Raw genomic sequence first — 22520 nt, 5'->3', positions numbered from 1 at the left:
GCCGGCCCCGCCCCGGTCCACCGAGATATGCCGGAGGGGGTGGCACGGGAATCCGTACCACCCCCTCCAAGGCCCTGCCGGGACCTACTTCACCGGGGTGAAGTCGCGCGCCCCGATGAACTCCGGGCGGCGGATCGGCGCCGCGAACGGCTCCTGCGCGGCGTTCTCCACGCTGTTGAACACGATGAACACATTGCTGCGTGCGTACGGCGTGATGTTGTCGCCCGAGCCGTGCATCGCGTTGCAGTCGAACCAGGTCGCCGAACCGGGCTTGCCCGTGAAGAGCCTGATGCCGTGCCGGTCGGCCATCTTCGTCAGCGCCTCGTCGGACGGGGTGCCCGCGTCCTGCATCTGGAGCGACTTCTTGTAGTTGTCCTTCGGCGTCTCACCCGAGCAGCCGAGGAACGACTTGTGCGAGCCGGGCATGATCATCAGCCCGCCGTTGGTGTCGTGGTTCTCGGTCAGCGCGATCGACACGGACACCGTCCGCATGTTCGGCAGACCGTCCTCCGCGTGCCAGGTCTCGAAGTCCGAGTGCCAGTAGAACCCCGAAGCCCCGAAACCGGGCTTGACGTTGATCCGCGACTGGTGGACGTAGACGTCCGAACCGAGGATCTGGCGGGCCCGGCCCACCACCCGCTCGTCGGCGACCAGCCGGGCGAAGACCTCGCTGATCCGGTGGACCTCGAAGACCGACCGTACGGACTGCGACTTCGGTTCGATGATGGAGCGCTCGTCGGCGCGGACGGCCGGGTCGGCGATCAGCCGTTCCAGCTCGGCGTGGTAGCCGGCTACCTCGTCCGGGGTGATCAGCTGCTCGACGGGCAGGAAGCCGTCGTGCTCGTAGCCCTGGAGCTCCTTGGCGCTGATCGGACCCGGTGCGCCCGGCGCGGACCAGATGACCGGGTCCTGGCGGGGAGTGGTCATCTCGGCGGCGCCGCGCGAGGGGTACAGATCGGTGCGTACGTCGGTGGTCATGGGGTTCAGCCCTCCTCGGTCAGCAGTGGATAGACACCGTTCTCGTCGTGCTCCTCCCGTCCGGTGACCGGCGGGTTGAAGACGCAGACGCAGCGGAAGTCGGTCTTGGGCCGCATCGTGTGGCGCTCGTGGCCGTTGAGCAGGTACATCGTCCCCGGCGTGATCCAGTGCTTCTCACCGGTCTCGTCGTTGGTCAGCTCTGCCTCGCCCTCGACGCACAGGACCGCCTCGATGTGGTTCGCGTACCACATCGACGTCTCGGTACCCGCGTACATCGTGGTTTCGTGGAGCGAGAAGCCGACCTTCTCCTCGGCGAGCACGATGCGCTTGCTCTCCCAGGTGCCGGAGGCGGCCTTGATATGCCGGTCGGTGTTCTCGACATCGGCGAACGATCGGACGATCACGGTGGTTCGGTGCCTTTCTCTCTACGAAGGTGAGGTGTGCGGTCCGGGCCGTCAGGCGGTCTCCCGGACGGCACGGGCCAGCGTGCGCAGGCCCTCGTCCAGCTCCTCGGGCGTGATGGTGAGCGGCGGAAGCAGCTTCACGACCTCGCTCTGCGGGCCGGAGGTCTCCAGGAGCAGCCCCAGCTGGAACGCGCGGGCGCAGACCGCGGAGGCGCGCGCCGGGTCCTCGAACTCCAGGCCCCAGACCAGGCCGCGGCCCCGGAAGCTGGCGCTGTCGTGCTCGCCGCAGATGGCCAGCATCGTCTGCTCGACCTGCTCGCCCCGGGCCAGCGTCTGCTTCTCCATCTGACCGTCGGCCCAGTAGGCGTCCAGCGCGGCGGCGGCGGTGACGAACGCGGGGTTGTTGCCGCGGAAGGTGCCGTTGTGCTCGCCGGGCTCCCAGACGTCCAGCTCCGGCTTGAACAGGCAGAGCGACATGGGCAGTCCGTAGCCGCTGATGGACTTCGACAGCGTCACGATGTCCGGCGTGATGCCGGCCTCCTCGAAGGAGAAGAAGCCGCCGGTCCGGCCGCAGCCCATCTGGATGTCGTCGACGATCAGCAGCATGTCCCGGCGGTGGCACAGGTCCTGGAGCGCGCGCAGCCACTCGGCGCGGGCGACATTGATGCCGCCCTCGCCCTGGACGGTCTCCACGATCACGGCGGCCGGGTGGTTGAGCCCGGAGCCCTGGTCCTCCAGGAGCCGTTCGAACCAGAGGAAGTCGGGGACCTGGCCGTCGAAGTAGTTGTCGAACGGCATCGGCGTGCCGTGCACCAGCGGGATGCCGGCACCGGCCCGCTTGAACGCGTTGCCGGTCACGGCCAGCGAGCCGAGCGACATGCCGTGGAAGGCGTTGGTGAACGAGACGACGGACTCGCGGCCCTTGACCTTACGGGCGAGCTTCAGCGCCGACTCGACGGCGTTGGTGCCCGTCGGACCGGGGAACATCACCTTGTACGGAAGGTCGCGAGGGCGCAGCACGACGTTCTGGAAGGTCTCCAGGAAGGCGCGTTTGGCGGTGGTCGCCATGTCGAGGCCGTGCGTGATGCCGTCGCGTTCGATGTAGTCGATCAGCGCGCGCTTGAGCACCGGGTTGTTGTGGCCGTAGTTGAGCGAGCCGGCGCCGGCGAAGAAGTCCAGGTAGGAGTGGCCGTCCTCGTCGGTCAGCCGGGCGCCCTGGGCGCGGTCGAACACGGCGGGCCAGCCGCGGCAGTAGCTCCGGACCTCGGATTCCAGGGTCTCGAAGACACTGAGGGCGGGCGGGGTGATGGTCACAGCGGATCTCCTGCGTGAGGGGGTGTGACGGGCGGCGTTGAAGGATGCTGCGGTGGGTGGGAGTGCGCGCTCAGGCGTGGAACGGGCCGATGCGGTACAGCACTTCCGGCAGATGGGTGCCTTCGGGGAACAGTCCGCCGTCGAAGAGCACCTCGCGCTCCAGGGCCACGTCGTGGCGCTGCGCGTAGGAGGTGAACAGGCGGTCCGACGCGGTGTTGTCCGGGGTGACGGTCGTCTCGACCGAGGCCAGGCCCTGTTCGGCGGCGACCCGCGCGGTCAGGGAGTCCAGCAGCTTGGCCGCCAGGCCCGTACCGCGGTGGCCGTGGTCGACGGCCACCTGCCAGACGACGAGCGTCTCGGGACGGTCAGGCCTGATGTACCCCGTCACGAAGGCGACCGGGGCGCCGGTCTCGTCACGGGCGACCACGGAGGTCGCCGCGAAGTCACGACACCACAGCAGGTAGCTGTACGAGGAGTTGAGGTCCAGGACCTCGGAGTCGCGGGCGATGCGCCAGATCGCGGCCCCGTCCTCCACTCGTGGCGTGTCGATCGTAAGGAATTCGCTTCGGGCACTTGCAAAATCTGCTGGTGCGGCGGTCATGGCATTTGAATTTACCTAGCAAGTCGTTGAATTGCATCGACGCAAAGGGTTGGGTGGGGCAGGCATCTGTGTTATCAGGCGGGTGCGCGCACCGGCGCGAGTCCGTTTCATTTTCTGGCGTTCTGTCCGGTATTTATCGGGCAAATCTTCGGCTGTGTGGAGTCGGTCACAAGCCCATAACTCTCTCCACACACAACCGAAACGGGGTCCGAAAACAGCTTGATAACTGGGGTGTTTAGCCCTGGGAGAAGCGGGCATAAGAATGCGGGGAGCTGTTCTGACTCAGACAGCTCCCCGCATTGTTTATCGGATGCGCTTTTATGCGCTGGGCCAGGTTTCCGCAACGGCCTTCCGGGCAGCCTCCAGATCGACCTGCCGGCCGGCCCCGGCCAGCGCCGACCCCAGAGCCGCGAGCGAGGAGAGCACCGCGCCCCGCGTCGCATCCACCCCGTAGTGATTGACCCGGATCATCTCCTTGGCCAGCGCGCCCCCGCCCGCGATCAGCGGCAGCGAGGGCTCTCCCGCGAGCGCCCGCGCGACCAGCTCGGACGCGTCCACGCCCTCGGGCGTGCGGAGCGTCGTCGCCACCGGCGCCGCGTCCCGCGCCTCATGGACGTACGGGGTCAGGCCGCCGCCCAGCGCCACCGCACCGGCCCGGGTGGCCGCCGCGGCCGCCGCGTGCCGGGCCATGACCGCGTCGAGGCCCTCCGCCTCGATCCGCTCCACACACGCTTCCAGGGCCAGCATCTCCAGCTGGGCCGGGGCGTGCAGCAGCGCCTTGCGGCCGCCGTCGATCCAGCGCTCCTTCCAGTCGAGGAGCGACAGGTAGGACCGGCGCGGCGCCAGCGGGTTGGCCGCGATGCGCTCCCAGGCCCGCGCGCTCACCGACACCGCCGAGACACCGGCGGGCCCGCCCATCGCCTTCTGCGCCCCGATCACGCACAGGTCGACGCCCCAGGCGTCCGGCAGCAGCGGCTCGGCGCCCACCGAGGCGACCGCGTCCAGCATGAACAGCGCGCCGTGCGCCCGCACCACCTCGCCGATCTCCGCGACCGGATTGGTGTTCCCGGTCGCCGCCTCGGCGTGGACCAGCGAGACGAAGTCGATCTCCGGGTGCGCGGCCAGCGCCTCGGCGACCTGGTCCGCGGTGACGGCCGTGTGGAACGGCACCGCCAGGTCGACGACCTCGGCCCCGCAGTCGCGCAGCCAGTTCCCGAAGGTCTGCCCGTAGGGGCCGGTCACCACGTTCAGTGCCGTCGAACCGGGCCGGGCGCCGCCCCGGATACAGCCCTCCAGGGGCAGCAGCGCCTCGCCCTGCATGATGACGACGTCCTGCTCGGTGGCCAGCAGACCGGCCACCCGCCGCTCGATCGCCGCGAAATGCGCGGCGGTCAGCGGAGCGAGGTCGAGGAAGGGGTGCGTCACGGCGGTGCTCTCTTCGGTTTCGGTCGGCGGGCTCCGGCCTGCTGACCGGGCGCCTCCGAGAGTACCCAGCACCCTTCGGACGGGCCGGGACAGGGCATGTCGCACGCGGTGGGCCCCCTCGTACAGTGCTGTGCATGAGTGATCACGAGGCATCGCGGGTGCTGCATGTGAAGGGGCGGGTGCTCGTCGGACCCGAGGAGGTCAGGGACGAGCTCTGGGCGGTCGGCGGCCGGATCACCTACGAGCGGCCGCCCGGCACGGACGACGCCGTCACCGTCACCGGCTGGGCCCTGCCCGGCCTGGTCGACGCCCACTGCCACGTCGGACTCGACCACCACGGCGCGGTGGACGCCGCGACCAGCGAGAAGCAGGCCCTGGACGACCGGGAGGCCGGGGCGCTGCTCCTGCGCGACGCGGGTTCGCCCGCCGACACCCGGTGGATCGACGACCGCGAGGACCTCCCGAAGATCATCCGGGCCGGCCGCCACATCGCCCGGCCCCGCCGCTACACCCGTAACTACGCCTGGGAGATCGAGCCCGACGAGCTCGTCGCCTACGTGGCCCAGGAGGCGCGCCGGGGCGACGGCTGGGTGAAGCTCGTCGGCGACTGGATCGACCGCGAGGTGGGCGACCTGACGGCGCTCTGGCCGCGCGAGGCGGTCGGGGCGGCCATCGCGGAGGCGCACCGGCTGGGCGCCCGCGTCACCGCGCACTGCTTCGCGGAGGACTCGCTGCGCGACCTGGTGGAGGCCGGGATCGACTGCGTCGAGCACGCCACGGGCCTCACCGAGGACACCATCCCGCTCTTCGCGGAGCGCGGTGTGGCGATCGTCCCCACGCTGGTCAACATCGCCACCTTCCCCTCGCTCGCGCAGAGCGGCGAGGCGAAGTTCCCGCGCTGGTCCGCCCATATGCGCCGGCTCCACGAACGCCGTTACGACACCGTCCGCGCCGCCTACGACGCGGGGGTGCCGGTCTTCGTCGGCACCGACGCGGGCGGGGTCCTCGCGCACGGTCTGGTGGCCGACGAGGTCGCGGAGCTCGTCAAGGCGGGCATCCCGGCTCTGGAGGCGCTGTCCGCGACGACCTGGGGGGCGAGGGCCTGGCTCGGCAGGCCCGGCCTGGAGGAGGGGGCGCCGGCCGACCTCGTGGTGTACGACGAGGACCCGAGGGCGGACGTGCGGGTGCTGGCCGGGCCGCGCCGGGTCGTCCTGAACGGGCGCGTGATCGGCTGACACACCGCGTTGACCAGCAGTGACCGGAGGGCGGCCCGCTCGTTGAACCTTCTCCGCGCATACGGAGAGCCGACGTTACGGGCCGCCCTCGTGTGTCCGAAACGCCCCCGCGCTCAGTGAAACGGGTGAACCCGAGGAACGCACGTGCCGGAATATTCGAATACAGGCGCGGAAACCCCCCTTTGGAGTGAACTGGCCTCAGCTGTCCGCCAGTTCACCCTCTGTGCGTAAAGATTCACGGAGTCGAGGCCACCGGTGCCCGCGATGTCCCCCATTGGACGGCGCGCCGGTGGCTCCATGTCTCCTGTGGGGGTTCCACCATCTTGAACAGCAACACCTTCCGCCTCGCCGCGCTGGCGGTCGCCGCCGCGCCCGTCGCCGCCCTGGTCGCGATCCCGGCCCATGCCGCCCCCGCGACGACCGATACGGCCGGCGGCGGGAAGGCGAGCGCGGTCGTGCTCCGTACCGCACTCGACGTCTCCCTCCTCAACAAGACGGTCGACGTGCCGTTGAAGGTCACCCTCAACGAGGTGCGGGCACCGCGCACCGCCGAGGAGACCGCGCTCAGCGTGCGGCTCGACGGGGTGGACCGCGGAAAGCCGTTCAGCGTCCTCAAGGCGGACGTGGCCACCGCGAAGGCCACCGCCGACAAGCGCAGGGCCGCCGGCTACAGCAACCTCGCCAAGGCGCGGGTGAGCCTGCCGGGGCTTTCGGTGTTCCCCCTGATCGAGGTGGAGAAGGTCACCTCGAAGGCGGTCTGCGAGGTGGGCAGCCGGCCGGTCGCCGAGTCCAATGTGCTCGGGCACGTGTCGGTGCTCGGCAAGCGCGTCACGCTCACGGCCGGCGGCACCACGCGGGTGGCGGTGCCGCAGGTCGGCGAGGTGACGCTCGACCTGTCGAAGACGGAGACCACCTCGCGCACGGCCGCGGCGGTGGCGCTCCAGCTGAAGGTCTCGGTCAACCCGGGCCACCTGAACGTCGCGGACGTCAAGGGTGAGGTCACGCTCGCCGAGGCCACCTGCGAAACCCCGAAGGGCCACGGCGGCCACACGGGCGGCGGCGACAACGGGGGCGGCCACAACGGGGGTGGCCACAACGGCGGCGGCGACAACGGGGGCAACGAGAACGGCGGGAACGAGAACGGCGGCAACGACAACGGGGGCAACGACAACGGCGGCGCGACCGGGGGCGGTTCGACCGACGGCGGCTCCGGGAACGGCGGCTCCGGGAACGGCGGCTCCACGGGCGGCGGCGACAAGGCCGGCTCCACCGGGGGCGGCGGCGACGTGAAGACCCAGACCGGTACGGACCAGGCCCCGGCCGCCACCGACGCGGACCTGGCCGAGACGGGCAGCAGCTCCAGCACCCCGTACATCGCGGGCGGCGCGGCGCTGCTGCTGGCGGCCGGCGCGGGCGCCATGGTCCTGACCCGGCGCCGCGCCCGAGGCTGACGGCCCGAGGGGAGGAACCCCGGGGGAGGGGAGGGTGAGCGGTGCTCCGAGGGGGGAGCACCGCTCACCTGTTGGAGCACCGCCCACCACCCGGAGCGCCCTTCGCTACCGCCCCGCCACCGTCAGCGCCTGGAGCGCCAGGTCCAGCGCCTGGAGGAAGCGGTTGGTCGTCGTCCGGTCGCGTACCGCCAGCCGCAGCCAGCCGTCCCCGAGCCCAGGAAACGTATCTCCTCGCCGCGCCGCGAACCCCAGCATCCGCAGCCGCTCCCTTATCTCGGCGGCCCCGTCGAGCCGAATCAGCACGAACGGCCCCTCGGCCGGCTCCACCACCCGGACCTCGGAGAACTCCCGCAGCCCGGCCACCAGATGCGCCCGGTCCACCACGATCCGGTCCGCCGCCCCGGCGGCCTCCGCCAGCGCGCGCGGCTCCACGCACGCCTCCGCCGCCGCCAGCGCGGGCGACGACACGGGCCACAGCGGCTGCGCCTCCTCCAGGGTGCGGATCGTCTCCGGGTCGGCCGCCGCGTAACCGATGCGCAGCCCGGCGAGCCCCCAGGTCTTGGTGAGGCTGCGCAGGACGACGAGCCCGGGGATGTCCGTACGCCCGATCAGGGCCTCGCGCTCGCCCGGCACCGCGTCCATGAACGCCTCGTCCACCACCAGGGTCCGCCCGGGACGCGCGAGGCGTTCGAGGACGGCGGCGGGATGGAGGACGGACGTGGGGTTGGTCGGGTTGCCGACGACCACCAGATCCGCGTCGTCGGGCACGTCCGCCGGGTCGAGCCGGAAGTCGTCCTCGGCCCGCAGCAGCACCCGCCCCACCTCGTGCCCGGCCGCGCGCAGCGCCGCCTCCGGCTCGGTGAACTGGGGGTGCACCACATACGGCCGCCGGGCGGGCAGCGCGCGGGCGATGAGGACGAACGCCTCCGCCGCGCCGGCGGTCAACAGGACGCGCTCAGGGGACAGTTCGTGCCGCGCGGCGACGGCCTCGCGGGCCTCGCGGCCGTCCGGGTACGCGGCGAGCATGCCCAGGGAGCCGGCTATGCGCTCCTTCAGCCAGGCCGGTGGGGTGCCGGCCCGTACGTTGACGGCGAGATCGGTCAGATCCCGGCCCCGTCCGCGTACTTCCGCGTCTCCGTGGTGACGCAGATCGTGGGTGCCCGCGCCTGTCGCGTCGGGACTCTCAGTGGGAGTGTGCATGACCGCCGTGGTGGGGGTGTGGTGTGGGGGAGTGCGCCGTGGCCTGGGTGGACTCCGGCAGGATGACTATGCGCCCCGCACCCTCTTTCACGCAACGGTCCAGACGTTTCACGCAACGGTCCCGACCGGCCGGCGCACGACCGCGCAGGTGGCCATCGACGGGTGCCCGTCGCGCGGCCGCGACTTCCTTTTGGGTACGAGGAGTTGACCGCCGCCGGCGAGGGCGGCGGCCTCGGCCACCGAGGGGGTGCCGAGGGCGGCGAGCGCCGCCCCGGAGGGGTGCGGGACGGGGACCAGGGCGAGCACGGCCGCCGGGTAGGCGCGCAGCGGGACCCCGAGCCGGGCGGCGGCGGCCAGCAGCCCCGGCTCCCGGGCCTTCGCCGTGACGGTGACCAACTCGGCGATCCCCGTGAGCCCCGCCTCCCGCAGCACCTCCAGGACCAGCCCGGTGACCTCGTCGGCGGAGACACCCCGGGACGCGCCGACGCCGACGACGAGCGCGCCGAGATGCGCGGAGCGGGGTGCATCGGCTAGCAAGAGGCCATGGCGGTGTTCGTCGCGCTCGGCGCGTTCCTGATGACCCTGGCGGGCGGCTGGGTCGCCCAGCGCGTCAGCGACCGCCGCCACCTGGTCCTCGGCCTGGCCGGCGGGCTGATGCTCGGCGTCGTCGGCCTGGACCTGCTGCCCGAGGCGGTGGAGGCGGCGGGCGGCCTGGTCTTCGGCGTCCCGGCGGCGCTGCTGCTGTTCGTCGGCGGCTTCCTCGTCGCCCACCTCGTGGAGCGGCTGCTCGCGGTGCGCCAGGCGGCCCACGGGGCGGCCGAGGAGCGGGTCCCGCAGGTCGGGCTGACGGCGGCGTCCGCGATGGTCGGCCACAGCCTGATGGACGGCGTCGCGCTCGGCGCGGCCTTCCAGGTCGGCGGCGGGATGGGGGCGGCCGTCGCGCTCGCCGTGATCACGCACGACTTCGCGGACGGCTTCAACACGTACACGATCACCAGCCTGTACGGGAACGCCCGCCGCAAGGCCCTCACGATGCTCTTCGCGGACGCGGCGGCGCCCGTCGTCGGGGCGGCGACGACGCTGCTGTTCACCCTGCCGGAGGAACTGCTCGGCTGCTATCTCGGCTTCTTCGGCGGCGCGCTCCTCTACCTCGCCGCCGCCGAGATCCTGCCCGAGGCCCACCACGACCACCCGGCCCGCTCCACGCTGCTGTGCACGGTGGCCGGCGTCTGCTTCATCTGGCTGGTGGTGGGCCTCGCCCAGTGACCCCGGCCCCGCGTTCACCCCCGGCACCGCTCGACGAACCGCGCGGCCGTCCCGGGCGAGGCGGCCCAGTGGGTGTGCAGATAACTCGCGTGTACGTTGCCCCGGACGAACCCCTCGACGCGCCGCTCGGGCCGGTGCATGCCCCAGGCGGGCTCGTCGCCCGCCCCCGGCTCGATGACGGTCCGGTGGAACTCGTGCCCCCGCATCCGCGCCCCGGCGGGCGCCAGCACGTTGTCGGTGAGCGCCACGGCGTCCCGGTACCCGAGCGTCAGCCGCTTGGTCATCCGCGCATCGGCGTCGAGCACCCCACACATCGGCAGCCCGTCCAACGACCGCCCCAGATACAACAACCCGGCACACTCGGCAGCCACCGGCGCCCCGGAGAACGCCAACTCCGCGACGGCCTTCCGCAACGCTTCGTTGGCCGACAACTCGGGGGCGTACACCTCGGGAAACCCACCCCCGATGACGACGCCCCGAGTCCCGAGCGGCAGAGCCTCGTCCCGCAGAGGATCAAAGGAAACGACATCAGCCCCGGCAGCGGCGAGCAACTCGGTGTTCTCGGCATACGAGAACGTAAAGGCGGCCCCACCGGCAACGGCAACGAGAGGCCTACGCGAATCCAGCCCCTTCGCTGCTCCACTCAGCCCCGCCGACGTACTACCAAGCCCCTCCGGCGCTTGAGGAGCGGGGTCCGGGGCAGAGCCCCGGTTACGGGAAGAGTGGGGTCTCCCCTGCTCGAACGAAGTTGAGAGCTTGGGGATGGGTAGGGGAACACCCCCCGCGACAGCACCCCCCGCATCCCACACCGCCCCACCCGGCACCGCAGGCGCAGACCGCGCCAACGCCAACAACCCCTCCAGATCGCACCCCGCAGCCACCTGCCCAGCCATCGCCGCGACAGCGGCCACCGCATCGGCCCCCCGCTCAGCCACCGGCACCAACCCCAGATGCCGCGACGGCACAGCAACCCCCTCCACCCGCCGCAACACCCCCAGCACCGGCACCCCCGACTCCTCCAACGCCTCCCGCAACAACGCCTCGTGCCGGTCGGACCCCACCTTGTTGAGGATCACCCCACCGATCCGCACCTCCGCGTCCCAGGACGCGAACCCGTGCACCAGCGCCGCCACCGACCGCGACTGCGACGACGCGTCCACGACGAGCACCACCGGCGCCCGCAGCAGCTTCGCCACATGCGCGGTGGACGCCAGCTCACCGAGGCCCGAGGCCCCGTCGTACAGCCCCATCACGCCCTCGACCACGGCCAGCCCGCACCCCCGCGCCCCGTGCGCGAACAGCGGCGCGATCAGCTCGGGCCCGCACATGTACGCGTCGAGGTTGCGGCCCGGCCGCCCCGTCGCCAGCGTGTGGAAGCCGGGGTCGATGTAGTCGGGGCCCACCTTGTGCCCGGACACGGCGAGCCCCCGCGCGGCGAACGCGGCCATCAGCCCCGTCGCGACGGTGGTCTTGCCGCTCCCGGACGAGGGCGCGGCGATGACCAGGCGGGGGATGTTCACCACTCGATGCCCCTCTGGCCCTTCTGCCCGGCGTCCATCGGGTGCTTGACCTTCGACATGTCCGTCACCAGGTCCGCCGCGTCCAGCAGCGCGGCGGGCGCGTTGCGGCCGGTGATCACCACGTGCTGCGTACCGGGGCGGTCGCGCAGGACGGAGACGACCTCGTCGGTGTCGATCCACCCCCAGTGCAGCGGATAGGCGAACTCGTCCAGCACGTACAGCCGGTACGTCTCGGCGGCCAGGTCGCGCTTGACCTGCTCCCAGCCCTCCCGGGCCTTCGCCTCGTTGTCCGTCTGGTCGTCGCGCTGGACCCAGGACCAGCCCTCGCCCATCTTGTGCCAGGCGACGGACCCGCCCTCGCCGCTCGCGCCGAGGACCTTCAGCGCGTTCTCCTCGCCGACCTTCCACTTCGCCGACTTGACGAACTGGAAGACCCCGATGGGCCACCCCTGGTTCCAGGCGCGCAGCGCGAGCCCGAAGGCCGCCGTCGACTTCCCCTTGCCGATGCCGGTGTGCACCATCAGCAGCGGCCGGTTGCGCCGCTGCCGGGTGGTGAGTCCGTCGTCCGGCACGCTCTCCGGCTGTCCCTGCGGCATTACGCGACCCTCCTGTCGGTGTGCCCGAGGCCCGCGCCCCGGACGTCCTTGACCAGCCCGGCGATCGATTCGGCGCGCAGCTCGTCCAGAGTGACGGCGGTGCCGCCCAGGTCGGCGGCGAGGTTCGCCGCGAGCCCCAGCCGTACCGGGCCCGTCTCGCAGTCCACGACGACCGACGCGATGCCCTCGGCCGCGTGCAGCCGGGCCGCGCGCGCGGCCAGCGCCACCGGGTCCGGCCCGCCGGTCGCCCGTCCGTCCGTCACCACGACCAGCAGGGGCCGCCGGGACGGGTCGCGCAGCCGCTCCACCCGCAGCACGTCGTGCGCCTTCAGCAGCCCGGCGGCCACCGGGGTCCGCCCGCCCGTCGGCAGCGACTCAAGGCGGGCCGCAGCCGCGTCCACCGACGAGGTCGGCGGCAGCGCCACCTCCGCGTCCCGGCCCCGGAAGGTGACCAGCCCGACCTTGTCGCGCCGCTGATACGCGTCCATCAGCAGGGACAGCACCGCGCCCTTCACGGCGCCCATGCGCTGCCGGGCGGCCATCGACCCGGAGGCGTCCACGACGAACAGCACGAGATTCCCCTCGCGCCCCTCCCGCGTCGCCTGCCGCAGATCGTCCCGCCGCACCACGAGCCCCCGCCCGGACCGGCCCCGTGCCCGCTGGTGCGGGGCGGCGGCCAGGACCGTCGCGGCCAGATGCAGCTTGGTCAGCGCGCCCTCGGGCCGTCGCGAACCGGTCGTCCGCCCGTGCTCGGTGCGCGCCCGGGACCGCCGCCCCGCCGCGCCCTCGCCGAGACCGGGCACGCTGAGCATCTTCGTACGGAACGGCTCCCCGGCCCGTACGGGCTGCTGCTCACCGCCCTGGCCCGGCACGGGCGCCCCGGGCGTGTCGTCGGCGGCGTCCTCGGTGCGGGGCGGCGTGTCGGGCCCGTCCCCCTGCGGCGGGAGCCCGCCGCCATCTCCGCCGCCACCGCCGTCACCGGGCCCGTCCGGCTCCGGCTCGTCGTCCCCGCCGCCGTTCTGCTCCAGCGTGTCGTCCAGCTTGTCCTCGTCGAGCCCCGGCGCGTCGAAGGGGTTGCGCCGCCTCCGGTGGGGGAGCGCGAGCAGCGCCGCCTGCCGGACGTCCTCGGCGAGTACGTCGGTGCGCCCCGCCCACGCGGCCAGCGCGGTCGCGGTCCTGGCCATGACGATGTCCGCGCGCATCCCGTCGACCTCGAAGGCCGCGCAGGTCGCCGCGATCTGCCGCAACGCCTTGTCGCCGAGCACCACGTCGGGCAGCAGCGCACGGGCGGCCGTGATCCGGTCCCGCAACTCCGCTTCCTCGGAGGCCCAGCGCGCCGCGAAGCCCGCCGGATCGTCCTCGTAAGCGAGCCGCCGCCGCACGACCTCCACCCGCTGGTCCGTCTCCCGGGACGCCGCGACCTCGACGGTCAGCCCGAACCGGTCGAGCAACTGGGGCCGCAGCTCGCCCTCTTCGGGGTTCATCGTCCCGACGAGCAGGAACCGCGCCGCATGCCGTACGGAGACGCCCTCGCGTTCCACGTACGAGGCACCCATGGCCGCCGCGTCGAGCAGCAGGTCCACCAGATGGTCGTGGAGGAGGTTGACCTCGTCCACGTACAGGATTCCGCGGTGCGCGTCCGCGAGCAGGCCCGGTTCGAAGGCCTTCACGCCCTCCGCGAGGGCCCGTTCGATGTCGAGCGCCCCGACGAGCCGGTCCTCGGAGGCGCCGACCGGCAGCTCCACGGTCCGCGCCGCCCGCGACACGCCGGCCGCGTCCTCGTGCGGGCCGTCCGGACACGCCGGGTCGGGCGCGCCGGGGTCGCACGAGAAGCGGCACCCCGGAACGACGGCGACCTCCGGCATCAGCGCGGCCAGCGCGCGTACGGCGGTCGACTTGGCGGTGCCCTTCTCGCCACGGACCAGGACCCCGCCCACGGCCGGGCTGACCGCGTTGAGCAGCAGCCCGAGCCGCAGGTCGTCCTGGCCGACGATGGCGGTGAAGGGGTAGGGCGTACTCACAGGGCCTCCTTGACGGGGATGGCGGGCGCTCCCGGCGGGATGAACGGCAGACCGGTCGGCGCGCCCGACTCGATGAGCCGCCAGAGCGCGTCGGTGTCCGCGTGTTCCTCGATCAGGTCGCCGAGGCGGTCGAGCTGTTCCTCGCGCAGACCGGCGAAGCAGGTGTCGGGCGCGGGCACGAAGCGGCGGCCGGTGAGCCGGGCGATCTCGGCCAGGAACCGGCGGCGGAAGGCGTCGCTCTCCAGCGAACCGTGCCAGTGCGTGCCCCAGACGGCCCCGGACCGGCAGCCGTCCAGCGGGGTGCCGCGGCCGTCCGTCAGGAACGGTTCACCGCCGCGCACATCGGCGACGCCGTGATGGATCTCGTACCCCTCGACGGGCTCACCGAGCGCCTCGCCGGTCGGCCGGGCGAGGGTCTTCTCGCGGTCGAAGCGGACGCGCACCGGCAGCAGCCCGAGCGCGTCGACCTGCCCGGCGCGCGACTCGACGTCGTCCTCGATGTGCTCGCCGAGGATCTGGTAGCCGCCGCAGATCCCGAGCACCGGCCGCCCCTCGGCGGCGCGCCGCCGCAGCGCCTCGGCGAGGCCGCGTTCACGCAGCCAGGCGAGCGCCTTCACGGTGCCCCGGGTGCCCGGCACGATGACGAGGTCGGCGTCGGCCAGCTCCTCGGGCCGGTCCACGAAGCGGACGACGACGCCCGGTTCGGCGGCCAGCGCGTCCACATCGGTGAAGTTCGACATCAGCGGGATCGCGCACACGGCGACGCGCAGGACGTCCTCGCCGTGCGGCGGGGCGACCGTCGACTCGCGTACGGTGCCGCGCAGCGACACCCGCAGCCCGTCCTCCTCGTCGATGCCGAGCCCGTGCGCGAAGGGCAGCACTCCGTACGTGGGACGGCCCGTCAGGTCCCGCAGCATGTCGAGCCCCGGCTCAAGCAGCGAGACGTCGCCCCGGAACTTGTTGACCAGATATCCCGCGATCAGCTCCTGGTCCTCCGGAGCGAGCAGCGCCGTCGTGCCGAAGAACGAGGCGAAGACCCCGCCCCGGTCGATGTCCCCGACCACCACGACCGGGAAGCGGGCCGCGCGGGCGATGCCCATGTTCACGATGTCCGTGCGGCGCAGGTTGATCTCGGCGGGCGAGCCCGCGCCCTCGCAGATCACCGCGTCGTACGTGCTCCGCAGCTGCTCCAGGCAGTCCGTGACGGTGGACAGCAGCTGTTCCTGCCGCCCGCCGTGGTAACCGCGGGCGCTCATCTCGCCGACCGGCCGCCCCATCAGGACGACCTGGCTGGAGCGGTCGCCGCCGGGCTTGAGCAGCACCGGGTTCATCAGGGCGGTCGGCTCCACGCGGGCGGCCTGGGCCTGCATCGCCTGGGCCCGGCCGATCTCGGCGCCCTCGCGGGTGACGAAGGAGTTCAGCGACATGTTCTGCGCCTTGAACGGGGCGACCTTCACGCCCCGGCGCACCAGCCAGCGGCAGATGCCCGCCGTGACGACGCTCTTGCCCGCGTCCGATGTGGTCCCGGCGACCAGCAGTCCGCCGCTCATATCGTTCTCCGTCCAGGTGTACGAGGTCTGCGGGCCCGGCGCGCGACCGCCCCCGCGCCCAGCCGGGCGGCCACGCTGACGCCGAGGGCGAGCACGCCCACCCGGCGCGAGAGCCGCACCGCGCGCTCGATGTCCCCGGTCTCCACCGCGCGCCCGGCCTCCCCGTTGAGCACGGGCCGGTGCTCGACGCGGCCGCCGTAGGCGAGGGTCCCGCCCAGCCGTACGCCGAGCGCCCCGGCGAACGCGGCCTCCACGGGCCCCGCGTTGGGGCTCGGGTGGGTCGCGGCGTCCGCCCGCCAGGCCCGAACGGCCTCGCGGGGGCGGCCGCCGGAGGCCACGGCGAGCAGGGCGGTGAGCCGGGCGCCGGGCCAGCCCGCGAGGTCGTCGAACCGGGCCGAGGCCCAGCCGTACCGCAGATGGCGCGGCGACTTGTGGCCGACCATCGCGTCGAGCGTGTTGGCGGCGCGGAATCCGACGAGCCCGGGGACCCCGGCGAGGGCGCCCCAGACGAGGGCGCCGACCACCGCGTCCGAGGTGTTCTCGGCGACGGACTCCACCACGGCGCGCGCGATCCCGGGGCCGTCCAGCGCCTGCGGGTCGCGCCCGCACAGGTGCGGCAGCCGCTCCCGGGCCAGCTCGATGTCCCCCGCGTCGAGCGCCCCGCCGATGGCCCGGGCCTCGCGCCCCAGCGACGTACCGCCGACGACGGACCAGGTGGCGGCGGCGGTCAGGGCCACGGAAGCGGCGGGGTGGCGGCGCAGGGCGCGGGCGGCGAGCGCGGCGCCCGCGGCGGCGCCCCCGGCGCAGATCAGGGTGTGCAGGGCGCCCCGGCCGCGGTGGTCGCGCCAGAGCCGGTCCTCGACGGCCGCGGCGGCCCGCCCGAAGGCGGCGACCGGGTGGCCCCTGCGGGGGTCACCGAGCAGCAGGTCGCCGATCAGGCCGGCGGTGGCGCCGTACGCGTAGATGCGATCGGCACGCACGGTTCAGCCGGCCGTACCGGAGTCCGCCGACAGAGGCTGTGGGGAGAGGGGCGCACGGCAGCCGGGCATGGCGATATGTCCTCACTCAGGGTCCGCGCCCTGGTTCGACGTGACGGCGACAAGAGTCTCCTGGCTTCCGGATCGGCGGATTCCCCCGGTCTTCCAGCCCGCTCGCGCGGGCCGTGACGTGCGGTGGGGGACCGCTCCCCGGTGACAGTGGCGGGACCGCGCCGGATTCGCACCGGCTTCCTCTGCTGTCGCCGTAATGGCTCCGGCAGTCCACCACGCCCCGCGAACGCCCGTCAACTCGCCGTTGACCTGCGACGGCAGGGTGGGGGCGGACGCACATCGGGCCGGACGCGCACGAGGTGCGTCCGGCCCGATGGAGCGGGTGTCGCGTCAGGCGACGATGAGATAGATGCCGTACGCGACCGCCGCCGCGCACAGCCCGAAGCAGACGTACGCCCCGGCGCGCGCCAACAGGAGCGAGGAGCCCGCCGGACCGCCCTGCGCGGCCGTTTCCGGCTGCTTGGAGAGGCCGACGATGCCGAGCGTGAAGAGGCCCACCAGGGCGACGGTGGCGACGAGGGAGACGCCGAAGACGGTGCCCAGAGCTGCCCAGTCGATGTTCATACGGGGTGTCCTTACCGGAGTACCGGGGTCTGTCAGACCGTGGCGGGTCGGGCCGGATCGGCGGCGACGGGTGCGGCGGGCGCCGGGATGGTGGCGGCGAGGTCGTGCGCCACGGTGGGCGGCGGGCTCACGGCCGCGATGGCCTGGGTGACGACACCGGCGGGCTCGGCCGGGGCCGTGTCCTCGGTGCCGGGTGCGACATCGCCGTGGCCGACGGGCTTGCGGCGCGAGAGCACCCAGATCGCCCCGGAGCCGGCGATCAGGAGGGCCGCGACGACCACGACGCCCCAGGTGCCCTGTTTCGTCAGGAACTCGGCGCCCGCACCGACCAGACCGGCCGCCGGCAGGGTCAGGCCCCAGGCGACGAACATCCGGGTGGCGGTGGACCAGCGGACCACACCCCCCTTACGGCCGAGGCCCGCGCCCATCACGGCCCCGGAGCAGGACTGCGTGGTGGAGAGGGAGAAGCCGAGGTGCGAGGAGGCCAGGATGACGGTGGCCGCGCTGGTCTGGGCGGCGAAGCCCTGCGGGGGCTTCAGCTCGGTCAGGCCGCTGCCCATGGTGCGGATGATGCGCCAGCCGCCGAGGTACGTGCCGAGCGCGATGGCCAGGCCGGCGCTGACGATGACCCAGACCGGCGGGTTGGAGCCGGGGGAGAGGACCCCACCGGTGACCAGGGCCAGGGTGATGATGCCCATCGTCTTCTGCGCGTCGTTGGTGCCGTGGGCGAGCGAGACGAGCCCGGCCGAGGCGATCTGGCCGGCCCGGTAGCCCTTGGCGGTGGCCTTCTCCTGGGCGTCGTTACGGATCTTCCCGCCGATCCGGTACGTGAGCCTGGTGGCCAGGAGCGCGGCCGCGCCGGCCACGATCGGGGCGGCGACGGCGGGCAGCAGCACCTTGGTGACGACGGTGCCGCCGTTGACCGACGACCAGCCGGCGGACATCACCGCGGCGCCGATGAGGCCGCCGAACAGTGCGTGGGAGGAGCTGGACGGGAGCCCGACCAGCCAGGTCAGAAGATTCCACAGGATGGCGCCGACGAGCGCCGCGAAGATGACCTCGGTTCTGAGGCCGTCCTCGTTGACGATCCCGCCGGAGATCGTCTTGGCGACCTCCACGGACAGGAACGCGCCGACCAGATTGAGAACGGCGGACATCGCGACCGCCGTCTTGGGTTTGAGTGCGCCGGTCGAGATGGTCGTGGCCATCGCGTTGGCGGTGTCGTGGAAACCGTTCGTGAAATCGAACACTAGAGCTGTCACGATCACTATCGCGAGCAGCAGCGTGATGTGTTCCATTTACCCAGGCAATCGTTCGACGTCATTGGCACGTGGAACGTAGGCAACTTGAGTGAACGGAAGATGAACTGAGAAGGGCGTTGCGGTGACCCCCGCGACGGTGGCCGGGCGGGGCCCGGAAAGGATCTTCGGATGAGTGACGGACGGCACGACGCGATCGCCCGGGGATGGGAGGCGGTCGTCGCCGCGGCGCGCCGCACGGCGGCCGAGGGACTGGTCGTCGGAACCTCCGGAAACGTCTCGCTGCGGGTCGGCGACACGGTGCTGGTCACGCCCAGCGGAGTGCCGTACGACCGGCTGCGCCCCGAGGACCTGACCGGCGTCGATCCGGAAGGCAACCAGACCTACGGGACACTGGCCCCCACCAGCGAACTTCCCCTGCACCTCGCCGTCTACCGGAACACCGACGCGAGGGCCGTCGTGCACACCCACGCGGTCCACGCCACGGCCGTCTCCACCCTCGTCACCGAGGTCCCCCCGGTCCACTACGCCGCCGCCATGCTCGGCGGCACGGTCCGGGTCGCCCCCTACGCCCGCTACGGCACCCCCGAACTCGCCGCGAACATGCTCACCGCCCTCCGCGACCGCACCGGCTGCCTGCTCGCCAACCACGGCACCGTCACCTACGGCGCCACCCTCGACCAGGCGTACGACCGCACCGCCCAGCTCGAATGGCTCTGCCACGTCTGGCTCACCGCGAGCGCCGTACCCGGCCGCACCCCGGCCCTGCTGTCGGGCGACCAGCTCGGCGAGGTCCTGGAGGCGCTGAAGGGATACGGGCAGCGCTGACGCCGCACCGGACGGCCCTGCCCACTGGCATCGCGGCGCCCGGACCCCGACACTGAGGGTGTGCGCCCGGTTACCGCGACGGCAGCGGCCGTCACCACACTCATCGGCGCCGGCGCGGCAGCGGTCGCGGCCGGCCGGTTCGCCGGCGACGTCGCCCTCAGGACGCCGCCCGGCCGACCGCTCCCCGCCGACCGCGAACTCACCGTCCACGCCACGGCCGCCGGACAGGTCACCCTGACCCGGTCCCTCACCTCGCTGCGCCCCGGCACGTACGGGCTGACCGGCAAGGACGTCCTCGCCGTCGTCGGCCCCGTGATCGACCGGGCCCACCAGGCCGCCGACACCGTCGTGCGCCGGCTGGAACGCGTCGACCACGGCATCCTCGCCCCCGGCGACAAGGTCCGCCTCACGCCCCAGGTGTACAGCGGCGACCCCGGCAGCGCGCTCGGCCTGGCCTTCCGCGAGGTGCGGATCCCGGGCGAGCTGGGCGAACTGCCCGCCTGGTACGTCCCGGCGCCCCGCCCCACCTGGGTCATCACCGTCCACGGCATCGGCGCCACCCGCGAGCACCCGCTGAACCTCGTCCCCTTCCTGCACGACCAGCAGTTCCCCGTGCTCGACCTCGCCTACCGGGGCGACCCGGGCGCCCCCCGCTCCCCGGACGGCCTCGGCCACCTCGGCGAGTCCGAGTGGCGCGACCTGGACGCCGCGATCCGCTTCGCCGTCCGCAACGGCGCCGAGCAGGTCATCCTGTACGGCTGGTCCACCGGCGCGTCCATGGCGCTGCACGCCTGCGTGGGCTCCGCGCTCCGCGACCGGATCTCCGGCCTCGTCCTCGACTCGCCCGTCCTGGACTGGAACGACACCCTGCGCGGCCTGGCCGCCGCACGCGGGGTCCCCGCCGCGCTGCTGCCGCTGGCCGTCCGCGCCGCGCAGGGGCAGACCGGACTGCACGGCACGGGGCTCCTGGAGACTTCGCTGCCGGCGACCCTGCACGTCCCGACGCTGATCTTCCACGGCCCCGACGACACGCTGGCGCCCTGGGTGCACTCCCGCCGGCTTGCCGCGACCCGCCCCGACACGGTCTCGCTGCACACCGTGGACCGCGCTCCGCATGCGGCGATGTGGAACGCCGACCCGGCCCACTACGAAGAGACCGTGCGCCGCTTCCTCACGCCCCTGATGTGAGGTGATGCGCCGGTTCGGCCGATTGGTCCCGGGCGGTGCGCGGCCCCGTCAACGCCGGTGACCCGGGTTCCGTTTGGGCTTTCGGGCCGTCAGGGGCAAGACTGCTCCCGTGACGTCCCGTACCCCGCGCGACTCCAGGCTGCGTCTTGTCCGCCCGCGACCCCTCACCACCGCCCGAAGGGCCGTGACCACACGGCGCACCAGGCCCGCGCCGCGCCCGCCCGAGGGCACCCCACCCCGGGCGGAGCTGGCCCGCCAGGCCCGGACGGCCCTCGCCGACGCCGTACGCATCGCCCGCTGGGCGGCCGACGGGGCGGCCCCCGGCACCACACCGCCGGCCGCCCTCGAACACGCCGCCGCCGCGCTGGACATCTCTCCGGAGCAGGTGCGCTCCGGCTGGGACCGGGCCCGGCTCGCCGGACTGGTCGAACTCCACGGCGACACCGCACGGCCCGGCTGGCGGCTGCGCGCCTGGGACCGGGACGACTCCGCGGTGCTGCGCGGCTGGGTCGCCCTCTTCGACGCCTGGTCGCTCGTCCACCCCGCGCCCCGGGGCGTCGAGTCCACCGCCGTCGCCGAGGCCGTCGAGGCCGTGCCCCAGGTCCTCTCGCTGCTCCAGCTCTCGGCCGGCCCGGTCACCGTGCCCGCCCTCCTCGACCTCCTCGGCCAGCGCGTCGCGGAGCTCCACGAGGAGCGCTGCGAGGTGCCGTACGGCCCCGAGCCGCTGCCCGCCCCCGCCGAACCGGCCCCCACCGCCCACCCCCCGGCGCTCGTCGCCCGGCTGCTCGACTGGGCCCTGGAGGGCCTGGCCGACGTCGGGGCGCTCACCCTCGGCGCGGGCCAGGCCACGCTGACGCCGCTCGGCAACTGGGCGGTCTGGGTCAAGCTGGAACAGATCTGCGTCGCCGCGCAGAGTCCCGCAGGCAACATCGAGCAGGCCGCCGCCGACATGCTCCTCGGCTGCGCCCGCCTCACCCCCGGCCCCGCCCGCGCCGAATACCGCGCCTGGCTGGCCGCCCGCCCCGTCGGCAGCGCCGTCGCCGAACTGCTCGACGTCGCCCGGGGCGAGGACGCGTTGCTGCGCGGCCTGGCCTTCGAGGCCCTGCGCGTGGTCGGCGCCCCCGCGGAGCCCGAGGTCCGGGCCGTCCTGACCGCCCCGTCGCTGCGCCCGTACGCGCTGCTGTGGCTCGCCGAGTACGACGGCAGGGACCCCGAGGACGCTCAGGAGGTCCTCAGCCGCGAGGAGGCCACGTGGCTCTGGGTCGACACGGCGGCGGCCGTCGCCGACCACGGTGAGACGGGCCTCCTGGTCCGCCACCTGGACTCGGCGGTCCAGGGCACGGTCCCGGCCCTCCTGGACGAGGTCCGCGCCGTCGGCCACCCCCGCACGGTCCAGGTCCTGGTGGCCCTGGCCGCGGCCCACCCGGACCCGGCCCTGGCCAAGGCAGTCCGCAAGGCGGCTTTCCAGGTCCACACGGGCGGCTCGTAACGCGGGGGCGCTGCCGCGAAACCCACCGCAGCGCGCAATTCAGCCTCGCCGGCGTTTGAGGCGCGGGGTCCGGGGCGGAGCCCCGGTTTCGGGAAGGGGCGGGTAGGGGAACAGGCCCGCCGCAGGCCCCCCGCCTCAGCCCGCCGCCCCCGGCGCATACGTGCCGAAGCTCCACACGTTCCCCTCCCCATCCCGCGCCATGTAGTCCCGCGACCCGTACGACTGATCCGTGGGCGGCATCAAAACCTCCACCCCGTACTCAACCGCCCGCGCATAATGCGCATCCACATCCCCCACCACCACATACACCCCCGCAGGCCCCGCCCCCGCCATCGCCCGGGCGAACACCCCCTCCCGCCCCCGCGACCCCAGCATCACCCTGCCGTTCCCGCACGACAGCTCCGCATGCACCACCGACCCGTCGTCCCCCTCGTACACCGCCTCCGCGACGAACCCCAGCCCCTCCGTCAGCAACCGGATCGCGCCCTTCGCGTCGTCGTAGAGGAGCGTCGGGTACACCGTCGCCACACCCGTCTCCGCCATCGCGCTCAGCCCCTTCGTACGACTTGTGTGATCTACGTC

General features: G+C 73.2%; 19 protein-coding genes, 1 pseudogene and 1 riboswitch. Of the genes and pseudogenes, 6 read left to right on the top strand and 14 right to left on the bottom strand.

Annotation, left to right across the window (positions count from 1 at the left end; translation table 11 throughout):
• Window positions 1-84 precede the first annotated feature (84 nt).
• The 5 genes from thpD to ACIQZN_RS15960 all read right to left on the bottom strand — a co-directional run bounded on the left by thpD (window position 85) and on the right by ACIQZN_RS15960 (window position 4722).
• Complete coding sequence (gene thpD, locus ACIQZN_RS15980; RefSeq protein ID WP_403993225.1) at window positions 85-978, bottom strand: ectoine hydroxylase; 894 nt, start codon at window positions 976-978, stop codon at window positions 85-87.
• 5 nt (window positions 979-983) lie between these two features.
• Window positions 984-1382, bottom strand: a complete 399-nt coding sequence (locus tag ACIQZN_RS15975; RefSeq protein WP_391261465.1) for an ectoine synthase — start codon at window positions 1380-1382, stop codon at window positions 984-986.
• Window positions 1383-1433: 51 nt separating this feature from the next.
• Window positions 1434-2696, bottom strand: coding sequence for a diaminobutyrate--2-oxoglutarate transaminase (gene ectB / locus ACIQZN_RS15970; RefSeq protein WP_403993221.1), 1263 nt, complete (start codon window positions 2694-2696; stop codon window positions 1434-1436).
• A gap of 70 nt (window positions 2697-2766) precedes the next feature.
• Entirely contained in the window at window positions 2767-3297 is a 531-nt protein-coding gene (ectA, locus tag ACIQZN_RS15965) for a diaminobutyrate acetyltransferase (protein ID WP_202534490.1), read from the bottom strand.
• 318 nt (window positions 3298-3615) lie between these two features.
• Entirely contained in the window at window positions 3616-4722 is a 1107-nt protein-coding gene (locus ACIQZN_RS15960) for a pyridoxal-phosphate-dependent aminotransferase family protein (protein ID WP_403993218.1), read from the bottom strand.
• Window positions 4723-4856: 134 nt separating this feature from the next.
• Here ACIQZN_RS15960 and ACIQZN_RS15955 point away from each other — a divergent pair, with 134 nt between their 5' ends.
• Complete coding sequence (locus ACIQZN_RS15955; RefSeq protein ID WP_403993216.1) at window positions 4857-5957, top strand: amidohydrolase family protein; 1101 nt, start codon at window positions 4857-4859, stop codon at window positions 5955-5957.
• A gap of 323 nt (window positions 5958-6280) precedes the next feature.
• The gene (locus ACIQZN_RS15950) at window positions 6281-7408 is read left to right on the top strand and encodes an SCO1860 family LAETG-anchored protein (protein WP_403993213.1); all 1128 of its coding nucleotides are present in this window, start codon (window positions 6281-6283) and stop codon (window positions 7406-7408) included.
• Window positions 7409-7513: 105 nt separating this feature from the next.
• Here the strand turns inward: ACIQZN_RS15950 and cobC are convergent.
• Window positions 7514-9109, bottom strand: a pseudogene (gene cobC, locus ACIQZN_RS15945) (Rv2231c family pyridoxal phosphate-dependent protein CobC); the annotation flags it as partial.
• 42 nt (window positions 9110-9151) lie between these two features.
• On the opposite strand from cobC, the gene ACIQZN_RS15940 reads away from it, so the two are divergent.
• Window positions 9152-9874, top strand: a complete 723-nt coding sequence (locus ACIQZN_RS15940; protein ID WP_164634389.1) for a ZIP family metal transporter — start codon at window positions 9152-9154, stop codon at window positions 9872-9874.
• Between the two features lie 14 nt (window positions 9875-9888).
• Here the strand turns inward: ACIQZN_RS15940 and ACIQZN_RS15935 are convergent, their stop codons facing one another.
• The 7 genes from ACIQZN_RS15935 to ACIQZN_RS15905 all read right to left on the bottom strand — a co-directional run bounded on the left by ACIQZN_RS15935 (window position 9889) and on the right by ACIQZN_RS15905 (window position 18472).
• Window positions 9889-11394, bottom strand: coding sequence for a cobyrinate a,c-diamide synthase (locus tag ACIQZN_RS15935; protein ID WP_403993726.1), 1506 nt, complete (start codon window positions 11392-11394; stop codon window positions 9889-9891).
• Window positions 11391-11990 carry a cob(I)yrinic acid a,c-diamide adenosyltransferase gene (gene cobO, locus ACIQZN_RS15930; RefSeq protein ID WP_018104683.1) on the bottom strand — a complete coding sequence of 200 codons (600 nt, stop codon included), beginning with the start codon at window positions 11988-11990 and terminating at the stop codon, window positions 11391-11393. The genes ACIQZN_RS15935 and cobO overlap by 4 nt, the downstream gene beginning before the upstream one ends.
• Window positions 11990-14011: a putative cobaltochelatase gene (locus tag ACIQZN_RS15925; RefSeq protein ID WP_403993209.1), complete on the bottom strand. Its 2022-nt coding sequence runs from the start codon at window positions 14009-14011 to the stop codon at window positions 11990-11992. Before ACIQZN_RS15925 ends, cobO begins: the two co-directional genes overlap by 1 nt.
• Window positions 14008-15561: a cobyric acid synthase gene (locus tag ACIQZN_RS15920; RefSeq protein WP_403993205.1), complete on the bottom strand. Its 1554-nt coding sequence runs from the start codon at window positions 15559-15561 to the stop codon at window positions 14008-14010. Before ACIQZN_RS15920 ends, ACIQZN_RS15925 begins: the two co-directional genes overlap by 4 nt.
• Entirely contained in the window at window positions 15558-16541 is a 984-nt protein-coding gene (locus ACIQZN_RS15915) for a cobalamin biosynthesis protein (protein WP_403993202.1), read from the bottom strand. Before ACIQZN_RS15915 ends, ACIQZN_RS15920 begins: the two co-directional genes overlap by 4 nt.
• Before the next feature lie 122 nt (window positions 16542-16663).
• Window positions 16664-16794, bottom strand: a riboswitch (cobalamin riboswitch).
• A gap of 146 nt (window positions 16795-16940) precedes the next feature.
• Window positions 16941-17174, bottom strand: a complete 234-nt coding sequence (locus ACIQZN_RS15910) for a hypothetical protein (RefSeq protein WP_403993199.1) — start codon at window positions 17172-17174, stop codon at window positions 16941-16943.
• A 32-nt stretch (window positions 17175-17206) separates the two neighbouring features.
• Window positions 17207-18472, bottom strand: coding sequence for an anion permease (locus ACIQZN_RS15905; protein WP_403993196.1), 1266 nt, complete (start codon window positions 18470-18472; stop codon window positions 17207-17209).
• 132 nt (window positions 18473-18604) lie between these two features.
• Here ACIQZN_RS15905 and ACIQZN_RS15900 point away from each other — a divergent pair, with 132 nt between their 5' ends.
• The 3 genes from ACIQZN_RS15900 to ACIQZN_RS15890 all read left to right on the top strand — a co-directional run bounded on the left by ACIQZN_RS15900 (window position 18605) and on the right by ACIQZN_RS15890 (window position 21938).
• Window positions 18605-19261 carry a class II aldolase/adducin family protein gene (locus ACIQZN_RS15900; protein ID WP_403993193.1) on the top strand — a complete coding sequence of 219 codons (657 nt, stop codon included), beginning with the start codon at window positions 18605-18607 and terminating at the stop codon, window positions 19259-19261.
• Between the two features lie 60 nt (window positions 19262-19321).
• Window positions 19322-20449 (top strand): alpha/beta hydrolase, encoded by a 1128-nt coding sequence (locus tag ACIQZN_RS15895; RefSeq protein ID WP_403993190.1) that lies wholly within the window; start codon window positions 19322-19324, stop codon window positions 20447-20449.
• A gap of 184 nt (window positions 20450-20633) precedes the next feature.
• Complete coding sequence (locus ACIQZN_RS15890) at window positions 20634-21938, top strand: hypothetical protein (RefSeq protein ID WP_403993187.1); 1305 nt, start codon at window positions 20634-20636, stop codon at window positions 21936-21938.
• 135 nt (window positions 21939-22073) lie between these two features.
• Here the strand turns inward: ACIQZN_RS15890 and ACIQZN_RS15885 are convergent, their stop codons facing one another.
• Window positions 22074-22481 carry a VOC family protein gene (locus ACIQZN_RS15885; RefSeq protein ID WP_403993184.1) on the bottom strand — a complete coding sequence of 136 codons (408 nt, stop codon included), beginning with the start codon at window positions 22479-22481 and terminating at the stop codon, window positions 22074-22076.
• Between the last annotated feature and the right edge of the window lie 39 nt (window positions 22482-22520).

Origin of the sequence: Streptomyces sp. NPDC097595, from assembly GCF_044761525.1 — a bacterium.
Lineage (GTDB): Bacteria > Actinomycetota > Actinomycetes > Streptomycetales > Streptomycetaceae > Streptomyces > Streptomyces drozdowiczii_A.
Note: the sequence above shows the minus strand (reverse complement) of the source record. Positions and strands in the feature narration are given on the sequence as shown.

Coding starts and splice junctions, on each gene's coding strand:
- thpD (WP_403993225.1), bottom strand. CDS start 978: ATGACCACCGACGTACGCACCGATCTGTACCCCTCGCGCGGCGCCGCC.
- ectA (WP_202534490.1), bottom strand. CDS start 3,297: ATGACCGCCGCACCAGCAGATTTTGCAAGTGCCCGAAGCGAATTCCTT.
- ACIQZN_RS15955 (WP_403993216.1), top strand. CDS start 4,857: ATGAGTGATCACGAGGCATCGCGGGTGCTGCATGTGAAGGGGCGGGTG.
- ACIQZN_RS15940 (WP_164634389.1), top strand. CDS start 9,152: ATGGCGGTGTTCGTCGCGCTCGGCGCGTTCCTGATGACCCTGGCGGGC.
- cobO (WP_018104683.1), bottom strand. CDS start 11,990: ATGCCGCAGGGACAGCCGGAGAGCGTGCCGGACGACGGACTCACCACC.
- ACIQZN_RS15920 (WP_403993205.1), bottom strand. CDS start 15,561: ATGAGCGGCGGACTGCTGGTCGCCGGGACCACATCGGACGCGGGCAAG.
- ACIQZN_RS15910 (WP_403993199.1), bottom strand. CDS start 17,174: ATGAACATCGACTGGGCAGCTCTGGGCACCGTCTTCGGCGTCTCCCTC.
- ACIQZN_RS15905 (WP_403993196.1), bottom strand. CDS start 18,472: ATGGAACACATCACGCTGCTGCTCGCGATAGTGATCGTGACAGCTCTA.
- ACIQZN_RS15900 (WP_403993193.1), top strand. CDS start 18,605: ATGAGTGACGGACGGCACGACGCGATCGCCCGGGGATGGGAGGCGGTC.
- ACIQZN_RS15885 (WP_403993184.1), bottom strand. CDS start 22,481: ATGGCGGAGACGGGTGTGGCGACGGTGTACCCGACGCTCCTCTACGAC.